This is a genomic window from Pectobacterium peruviense (assembly GCF_002847345.1).
Classification (GTDB): domain Bacteria; phylum Pseudomonadota; class Gammaproteobacteria; order Enterobacterales; family Enterobacteriaceae; genus Pectobacterium; species Pectobacterium peruviense.
This window is the reverse complement of sequence record NZ_LXFV01000024.1, coordinates 38,704-47,911: the sequence shown is the minus strand read 5'-3', so window position 1 is coordinate 47,911 and position 9,208 is coordinate 38,704. Positions and strand designations below refer to the sequence as shown.

Here is a 9,208-nt window from a genome sequence, read left to right as displayed (position 1 = left end):
TTTATACAGGTGCGCTGATATGGCTCAGTTGGTAGAGCGCACCCTTGGTAAGGGTGAGGTCCCCAGTTCGACTCTGGGTATCAGCACCAGTGATTTGGGTTAATGTTCGGCTTAAAAAGAATTTACCTGGCGGCGATAGCGCGGTGGTCCCACCTGACCCCATGCCGAACTCAGAAGTGAAACGCCGTAGCGCCGATGGTAGTGTGGGGTCTCCCCATGTGAGAGTAGGGAACTGCCAGGTTTCAATTAAAACAAAAGGCCATCCTTAATCGGATGGCCTTTTGTTTATTCCGATTTCAGATTGTTAGATCTTCTCTTCTATCCGAATAAAAATTTCTGCTTACCTTCTTAATTAACTCACCTAATAATAACGTATTGTTTGTCATTATTTTATTTGTCTATCCTTCAATTAAGGATAATTAAAGGCGCTGGGTTACGCTGTTGCATTAATAAATTATTACAATCAGGAACTTTTTGCCTCTGGGTTTAAGTACTGCTTTACTATAACGGGCATCGTTTTATGCTCAGAAAAACAGGAGAATAAAATAGGATGACTGATCTAACGGAAAATGCGAAAGATACGCGTCAGCGTATCCGAGCTATAGTTGGCGCTTCATCGGGTAATTTGGTTGAGTGGTTTGATTTTTATGTTTATTCCTTTTGCTCAATCTATTTTGCCCACATCTTTTTCCCTTCGGGAAATACCACCACTCAATTACTACAAACCGCAGGGGTTTTTGCAGCAGGCTTTTTAATGAGACCGATAGGCGGTTGGCTTTTCGGTTACATTGCTGACAAGCATGGTCGTAAAAATTCAATGCTAATTTCGGTTTGCATGATGTGTTTTGGATCTCTGGTTATTGCATGCTTACCAGGGTATGAAACTATTGGTACTTGGGCACCCTTATTACTGTTATTAGCCCGTTTATTTCAGGGGCTTTCTGTCGGTGGGGAATACGGTACCAGTGCAACGTATATGAGTGAAGTTGCCGTTGAGGGAAGAAAGGGATTCTATGCTTCTTTCCAATATGTCACGTTGATTGGTGGTCAGTTGCTTGCGCTGTTGGTCGTCGTGATATTACAGCAGATTCTAAGTGATGAAGATTTGCGTGCATGGGGGTGGCGTATTCCTTTTGCTCTCGGCGCGGTTCTGGCTATTGTGGCGCTTTATTTACGCCGTTCGCTGAATGAAACATCTGATAAAACGACGCGTGGACATAAAGATGCTGGCTCTCTTGCGGGCTTGTGGAAACATCGTCGCGCCTTTATTACCGTACTGGGTTTTACGGCAGGTGGGTCTTTAGCTTTTTATACGTTCACGACTTATATGCAAAAATATCTGGTGAACACGGCAGGGATGCATGCGAAAACCGCTAGCGGGATAATGACCCTCGCACTGTTTGTCTTTATGCTACTGCAGCCTTTCTTTGGTGCGATGTCGGATAAGATTGGCAGACGTAGTTCAATGCTCTGCTTCGGCGGGTTTGCGGCACTGCTGACGGTTCCTATTCTGACGGTTTTACAGAATGTCACTAGTCCTGTCCTTGCTTTCTCGTTGGTGATGCTTTCTCTGGTTATTGTCAGCTTCTACACATCTATCAGCGGTATTTTAAAAGCAGAAATGTTTCCGCCCGAAGTCCGTGCGTTAGGCGTCGGCTTATCTTATGCGGTTGCTAATGCGTTGTTCGGTGGATCTGCTGAGTATGTTGCGCTTTCGCTGAAATCTTTTGGTATGGAAACAGCTTTCTTCTGGTACGTATCAGCGATGGGGGCGGTTGCGTTTATTGTGTCGTTAACGCTGCATCGTAGAGGCAAAGGGATGAAACTTTAGTTTTCAGATAATTGCCATAATGCATAGCCGGTGGTTGCACCGGCTATATCCCAAACAAGATCTTGCCAGCTCCACCCTGTTCCGCCTTCCCGACTATCATAAAGCTCTTTTGCCATGCCTACGCTGATTGCCAGCATAATACCGAATCCTCCGCTACGATCTGAGCTCCAGCGCTGATGAGTGCCATATTCATATCCGGCGGCGCTGATGGCGGCTGAGGCGAGAAAATGTTGGGCTTTATCCTGTCCTGTCCAGCGATCTTGCGCGATATGGCTACATCCGGAGCAGCAAATTATTGCTGCAACACACAATAAGCGCATAGCTTTCCCCATGATAATAAAAAACCTCGGAAGCCGAGGTTTTTCAAAGTATAGCGCGGGTTTTAGAGAATACGACTGATGAGCCGGTCTATACGAATACGGCGCAGACGTCGTATCAGCTTGCGTACTTTCACGGGATATTGCGCGATGCTCTCCAGCTCCGTGTAGCTTTTTACGACGTGAGTGTGCGTTCTGATCGTATCCAATTCATCCAGACGTTGCTGCAATAGAACCTGCTGAGGATCGTGAATCAGGATCGCGTTTTCTAGATCCAGGCGCCATGCGCGGGGGTTAAGGTTGTTCCCCGTCAGCAACTGCCATTTATCATCTACCCACATGCCTTTCAGATGGAAGCTGTTGTCGCCGTCTTTCCATAGCCGTACAACAAGCTGTTGGCTCTCAATGTAGCGCTCCAGACGACTGAGGAAGCGGCGCAAGTTGATCTCGTAGAGATACGGCAATGCGCCGATGATTTTGAAAGGCTGGTCTTCTGGAATATAGAAATCGTTAGCGGTCTTATCGCCAATAATGATTTCTACTTTTTTGCCGTCCCGCAATAGCCGAATGATGTTTCTGACCAGCAGCGCGGGCAGGTTGAAATAGGGAGTACAGATGACCACATGCTCATCAGCACAATACATTAGGTGATGTATGGTCTTATTCAGCGGGCTTTGTTTTCCTAACCCAACCAGTGGCGTAACGGTTAATTCATTGGCATCAGCGCTGTGTTCTGGGGCCTGATAACTGGCGGTACGCAACGTTTGACGGAACTGCTTGATATCATTTTTGATTTCCAGACTTTTTGGACGATCGGTATGATCTAATCGTTGCACTGCCGGTGCGGACAGCATGGTCTGAATATATTGCACCATCGTATCAGCCAATACAGGGTTATGAATCAGCTGATAGCGGTCATAACGGTATTTCTGATGCTGATGCAGATAAACATCATTCAGGCTGGCTCCGCTGTAGATGACAGTGTCATCGACAATGAATCCTTTCAGGTGCAGTACACCTAACGCTTCACGTGTGTTGACCGGAATACCATAGATAGGGAAATGTGTATCTGGATGCTTTTTCGCCATATCGCAATACCAATCGGCATTGGTATTTTCTGCTGCTGCGCCGATCCTGCCGCGCTGAGCACGATGCCAGTCTACTAAAACACGGACGTCCAGTTCAGGGCACTGCCGTTTGGCTTCATAAATTGCGGATAGAATTCCGATACCGCCGTCATCACGCTCAAGATATAAGGCCACAATATAGACGCGCTTCTTAGCACGTAGAATGGCGTTAGTCAGCGTCGTGCGGAAAAGCTCCGGCGAATGCAACGTCTGAACATCATCTGCGTTCTGAGGAATTCTGGGCAGTTGTGCAAGGTGCTGTTGGTATTTATTGCGTTTAAAATTTGACAGCATCACAGTGCGTTTCTTCTCTCATCAGTTTATACCCGCCATACTTCAAGCTGCGCTAAGGTATATGACCTTCTGGTCATTATCAAAAGTTAAGGAGTAGCCGAATGAGCGATAATACCATTACTTTCCGGCCGTTGTGAGCCTGTTTTGCCGTTGGTTGGCATCGCCATCGCTGTTGCAAGAGCCATGTCACATCCTGCGATCAGTCTTTCAGCAGCAATTCCAACGTCACAATACCCTCTTCTAATTGTACGTCGATGTGAAAACCAAGCTTTTTGGACAGCTGAATCATGCCTTGATTATGCGGCATGGTGATGCCGGTCAAGCGGGAGAGACCATGTGCCCGAGCGTAATCAATCAGCTTTTCCAACAGCCGTCTGCCAAGGCCAAGTCCTTTCAGATCGGATCGCACCAGCACGGCAAATTCCGCATCGGTATTATCAGGATCGGAAATCGCGCGTGTCACGCCAATAATTTCCGTCTCTTCCCCACGCTGTCGCACGGCAACGAATGCCATCTCACGATCGTAGTCAATTTGTGTCATATTGGCTAAGTCTTCGTGAGTAAATTCATTAATTTCGCTGAAATAACGGTAATACAGATCTTCTTTCGTCACTCTTGCGATGAACGAACTAAGCAGCGGTTCATCTTCCGGCAAAATCGGCCGGAACAGGCAGGTATCACTATTTTTGAGGGTAACCGTTTCTTCCAGCTCATGTGGATAAGGGCGGATTGCCAGCCTTGACTGCGGATCGCCACTGAATGGCGTCAGATGCAGCGTGACATCCAGCAGCGTAAACGTGTCCCCGGATGCCAATAGAGGGTGGATGTCTAGCCGGGAAATTTCAGGGCAGTCGAGAATCAGGTTGGAAACCTGGACCAGCAAGCGGCTGAGCGCGGGAATATCCAGCGGACGCAGAGCGCTGTATTCCCGAATCTTACCGCCTTTCACTGCTTGCAGTACTAAATAGCGTGCCAGCGTCATATTTAGCGGAGGTAGTGCGACGGCAGCCTGCTTTTCTCGCCACTCAACGCCACCTTCTCCCAGCATAATCAGCGGGCCGAAAACGGGATCCTGTTCAACGGCAATCCTGAGTTCTTGTGCACCCGCGCGATTTGCCATGCTCTGCACTAACAGGCCGTAAATGCGTGCCTGCGGATAGGTGCGTTTCACCCGGTCAAGAATTGCATCTGCCGCCTGCTGGACTTCTCGGGCAGTTTGCAGATATAGCATGACGCCCTGAACTTCCGATTTGTGCGGAATATCTGGCGATCTCAGTTTAATTGCGACCGGATAGCCAATTTGCTCGGCGATATGAACGGCTTCGGCGCTGTCGCCAGCAATCCAGGTGGGTAACGTATTCAAACCATAAGCTTGCAGAATTGGCTGGACTTCATGCGTATCGAGCTGAGTCACACCATCCGACAGCGCCTGATGAATCAGAGCGTGTGCTTGACTGGTATTGATTCCTAGATTCAGCGGCAGTGCCGGAGTTTCCTTGAGCTGTTTCTGATTACGCCGATACTCGACGATATGCATAAATGCCGTGACCGCGCCTTCTGGTGTGCGGTAAGTCGGAATGCCTGCGTCGTTAAACAGACGTCGCGCTTCTTGCGAAGAAAACTCACCGCACCAGTTGGTCAGCAGAGTAATTCTTTTCCCACGCGGATGCTGTTGGAAGAGCGTAATCAACTGTGCGGCGCAATCGGTACTCGGGGCGGCGGCGCTGGGTGCATGAATAATTAAGAGTGCATCGATTTCATCGCTGTCTAGCAATACAGAGACGGCCGCCAGATAGCGAGCTGCGGTTGCGTCATCACGCAGATCGAGAGGATTACCGAGAGTGACGGTTTGCGGCAGCACGTCCTGTAGCGCTTGTCGAGTCGCATCGCTGAGCGGTGCGAGTTTGCCTTGCCGATTGAGGAGCTGATCCAGCGCCTGTGCGGCCGGTGATGCGCCATTGCTTACCAGCATCAAACGTTCACCGCGCAGCGGTCGCAGGTGGCTTAAGGTTTCTACTGCGGAAAAAAGCTCATGCGTATCTCGTACGCGTAGTAAACCCGCACGTTGAATGGCTGCATCATAGGCGGCATCAAGACCGTGGCGCTGGTCATTTAGCAACTGCTGTGCCTGCTGGCTACGACCGCTTTTTATCACCAGTATCGGTTTATTTCGGGACGCGCTGCGGGACGCGGAAAGGAAACGACGTGCATCGCTGATGTGTTCCAGATGCAGCAAAATTGCGCTAGTTTTGCCATCACGAGCCAGAAAATCTAGCAGGTCGTCGACATCAATATCCAGACTGTCGCCCAGAGCGATGAAATAGGAAAAGCCGATGCCGCGCTGTTGTGCCCAGTCCAGTATCGTGTTGGAAACCGCGGCTGATTGCGAAATAAATGCCAGCTTGCCTTTCATAATAGGAACGGGGGAGAAACTGGCATTCAGACCTTGCCAGGGCGCGAGCAGCCCGAGGCTGTTGGGGCCAAGCAGGCGCATGTGGTAGCGCACTGCGCAGGCCTTTAACTCGCTGAATTGGGTCGGCGGTGCGGAGAGGATGATGACGGTTTTGCAGCCTTTCTGCCCCAGTTCCTCTAACAGCGTTAGATTACGGCTAGCGTTGGTACAAATCACGGCAAGGTCGGGCGTGATGGGCAGACTGGCGACAGTGGGGTAGGCCAGCACGCCGCAAACGGCACGATACTTTGGCGTAACAGGTAGCACGGGGCCGCTGAAATGGCCGTCTAGTAGGTTTTTCATCATCAGAAAACCGGCCCGTCCCGGTTTTTCTGACGCGCCGAGAACGGCGATAGACTTAGGGCGTAACAGTGCTTCCAATCCGCGCTGGCTCATGCGTCACTCCTTCACATCAATCCCCTTTGATACTAAACGCTTTCTGCCGGTTTTGCTGTGACGATGGGTAAACTTTCCTGCAAATGGTGGTGTGGTTTCCCCGCCAGATAGTGTCGGCGGAAACGATCAAAATGCTGTGATAGCGCATCGGCCGCGACAATATCCCCCGCCTGTGCGAGCAGAGCGATGGCAATCTCGGCGGTGCAATGCTGTCCTGCACTGCTGGCTTCACGCAACTGGTAGCGGGACAGCGCCTCTACATTCAGCGACAGGATCGGCAGATTGTCCAGATAGGGACTTTTGCGGAACATTTTACGCGCTTCCGGCCAAGTCCCGTCGAGTAAGACAAACAGGGCAGGCTTTTCTGTTGCGGGAAGCTGTTGAAACACCTGACGTCCTTCTTCCGCGGCATCGGCAAGGAATACCAGATACGGCTGAACGTTCGGATCTTGCAGAGTAGCAAGCAACTGGGGATCGGGCTCAGTGCGTGACCAGCGAAACGCCTGCGTGTCGGGCAGAATATCGGCAATGAGGCGTCCGGTATTACTTGGTTTTAACGGCTCGGTATCAAACATCACCAGACAGACACGGCTACGGGATTGCTGCGCCTGAATGGTGTGACATAGGCAGTTGATTGCGGGCAATAAACATTGCTGGCAGCGTACTACGCGGCAGCCGCGTGCGCGAAATGGTTTGGTGGACTGCTCAAGACGTTGTTGGCGCAGGCGGAGTACGGCATTGTTTCCGATGAAAGAACGGTTTGCCATGGATGGGCGGTTGATCATGAAATTAGTGACGCCATGAGATTCTGCAACGAACCTGCTTCGTTTTCATTATTGGGAAGCCAGTTCAGAAAGACGACATTCTAATCGACAGACGGGTTGACCAAAAGAGGCGGGGCAATAATGCCCCACATTTCTACCGCGTTTCTCTACAGCGATTCATCCAGCCAGCTTTCAAACTGTGCTTTTGGTAGTGCGCCGTTGAGGATGTCGACCATCTGGCCCTGTTTGAAGATCATTAACGTTGGAATACTGCGGATACGGAAGCGGGCGCTGAGTGCGGGTTCAGCTTCGGTATTCACCTTAATAAAGCGGATTTTCCCGCTGCGCTCCTGCGCGACGTTTTCAAACACAGGGGCAAAGTTGACGCAGGGGCCGCACCAGGGAGCCCAGAAATCGATCACAATGGGAAGATCGTCCTGTAACAATTTATCGAGCGTCGCTTCAGTGGCATTGATGATACCACCGCTGAATAAGGTTTCTCCGCAACGACCACATTTTGCATGGTCATCAACACGCTCTTCTGGCAGGCGATTGGTTGTTTGGCAAGATCCACATACCGTATTCATAACAGGGCCTCAGATAAAAGGGCTAAAATAAAGATGTCGCTGATAAAATGCGCGCAATGCTGCATTAGAAGGTCAACGGCATGGCGCGTAAACGTGAATAAATTATGGTGGGGAGACATTATGGCAACAACGTGGTTTGCCCAATAGCTACAATAGCTTCTGACTGTTAGCGCTCTTTTACCACAAGCGTGTGGCTAAGCGGGTGTACATAAGGTAATCTTCGCGCCCAGCGCGTAGGTGGAGAAAACAATGAGCGATTCATTCAATAGTAAAAGCGGCAAAGTCCGTGTGATGTACGTCCGCAGTGATGATGAGGGCGAGAAAGACAATAAAAACAAGCGTCCTGCTGATAAAGATCGTCGTGGCGATCGACGTGATGGTGGTGGCTCTCGCGATCAGCGTGAAAAACCGAAGCATCCGCGTGATGTTAACCCGCGTTATGCCCGTGAAAATCCGTCCCGCGACGGCGATAGCAGTGCGAAAACGCCGTGGGGCAATAAAGATCGTAACGAACGCAGCAGCGACAAGCCTCGTCGCCCGCGTGGTGAAGACACTGGTGGTTATGAATCACCGTGGAAAACCGTGTCTCGTGCGCCAAGCGAGAGCGACACGCCGGATCACGGCGGTATTACTGGCAAGAGCCAGATCGATCCTGAACAACTGCGTCGCCAGCGTCAGGAAGAAACACATGTCTACGGTGAAAATGCCTGTCAGGCGCTGTTTAAAAACCGTTCTGAGGTGATTGTTCGTGCCTGGTTCCTGCAAGAAGTGACGCCGCGTTTCCGCGATGCACTGCGCTGGATGGCGGCGAACCGCAAGGCTTACCACGTTGTGGAAGAGGAAGAGCTGATTAAGGCTTCCGGCACTGAACACCACGGCGGCGTCTGCTTCCTGATTAAAAAACGTCAGGGAATGGATGTGCGTGAGTACCTTAAAACGGCTGGCGAGAATGACTGTGTATTGGCGCTGGAAGATGTGGGTAACCCGCATAACCTCGGTGGCATTATGCGTAGCTGTGCGCATTTCGGCGTGAAAGGTGTCTTAGTTCAGGATGCGGCGCTGCTGGAGTCCGGTGCTGCGGTTCGTACGGCAGAAGGCGGTGCGGAACATGTTAAAGCGATCAATGCTGACGACTTCTTGTCTGTGCTGGCGGAGTTCCGTAACGCAGGCTACACCATCGTGACCACCTCTAGCCATAAAGGTACGGCATTGTCGCAAGCAACGCTTCCGGCGAAAACCGTGATTGTGCTGGGTCAGGAAGGTGATGGCCTGTCAGATAGCGCCTGGCAACAAGGGGATGTAAAAGTCTCTATCGGCGGTACTGGTAAGGTTGAAAGCCTGAACATTTCAGTCGCAACGGGCATTTTGCTGTCCGAGTGGTGGCGACAGAATCAAGCCTGATATCACGCGTCAATTCTCAGGGGGATACACCCTCTGAGA

The 9,208-nt window shown here is 50.7% G+C and carries 7 protein-coding genes, 1 tRNA gene and 1 rRNA gene; 4 read left to right on the top strand and 5 right to left on the bottom strand.

Annotated features, from left to right (window positions below; all coding sequences use genetic code 11):
• Window positions 1–13 precede the first annotated feature (13 nt).
• The 3 genes from A0G03_RS16885 (at window position 14) to A0G03_RS16875 (ending at window position 1,831) form a co-directional block, all read left to right on the top strand.
• Window positions 14–89 (top strand) — tRNA-Thr (locus tag A0G03_RS16885).
• A 36-nt stretch (window positions 90–125) separates the two neighbouring features.
• A 5S ribosomal RNA gene (gene rrf, locus A0G03_RS16880) occupies window positions 126–241 on the top strand.
• Window positions 242–550: 309 nt separating this feature from the next.
• The gene (locus A0G03_RS16875; protein ID WP_048261947.1) at window positions 551–1,831 is read left to right on the top strand and encodes an MFS transporter; all 1,281 of its coding nucleotides are present in this window, start codon (window positions 551–553) and stop codon (window positions 1,829–1,831) included.
• Here A0G03_RS16875 and A0G03_RS16870 read toward each other — a convergent pair.
• The 5 genes from A0G03_RS16870 to trxC form a co-directional block, all read right to left on the bottom strand.
• Window positions 1,828–2,151 carry a YfiM family lipoprotein gene (locus A0G03_RS16870; RefSeq protein WP_048261944.1) on the bottom strand — a complete coding sequence of 108 codons (324 nt, stop codon included), beginning with the start codon at window positions 2,149–2,151 and terminating at the stop codon, window positions 1,828–1,830. The two genes, A0G03_RS16875 and A0G03_RS16870, sit on opposite strands and share 4 nt — an antisense overlap.
• Before the next feature lie 62 nt (window positions 2,152–2,213).
• A complete protein-coding gene (pssA, locus tag A0G03_RS16865; protein ID WP_048261942.1) occupies window positions 2,214–3,569 on the bottom strand; it encodes a CDP-diacylglycerol--serine O-phosphatidyltransferase in 1,356 nt (451 codons plus the stop codon).
• Between the two features lie 199 nt (window positions 3,570–3,768).
• Window positions 3,769–6,417 (bottom strand): bifunctional acetate--CoA ligase family protein/GNAT family N-acetyltransferase, encoded by a 2,649-nt coding sequence (locus A0G03_RS16860; RefSeq protein ID WP_048261941.1) that lies wholly within the window; start codon window positions 6,415–6,417, stop codon window positions 3,769–3,771.
• Window positions 6,418–6,449: 32 nt separating this feature from the next.
• Entirely contained in the window at window positions 6,450–7,202 is a 753-nt protein-coding gene (locus A0G03_RS16855) for a tRNA-uridine aminocarboxypropyltransferase (RefSeq protein ID WP_397241699.1), read from the bottom strand.
• Window positions 7,203–7,348: 146 nt separating this feature from the next.
• The gene (gene trxC, locus A0G03_RS16850) at window positions 7,349–7,768 is read right to left on the bottom strand and encodes a thioredoxin TrxC (protein WP_048261939.1); all 420 of its coding nucleotides are present in this window, start codon (window positions 7,766–7,768) and stop codon (window positions 7,349–7,351) included.
• A gap of 249 nt (window positions 7,769–8,017) precedes the next feature.
• Here trxC and A0G03_RS16845 point away from each other — a divergent pair, with 249 nt between their 5' ends.
• Window positions 8,018–9,169 (top strand): tRNA/rRNA methyltransferase, encoded by a 1,152-nt coding sequence (locus tag A0G03_RS16845; RefSeq protein ID WP_048261937.1) that lies wholly within the window; start codon window positions 8,018–8,020, stop codon window positions 9,167–9,169.
• Window positions 9,170–9,208: the final 39 nt, after the last annotated feature.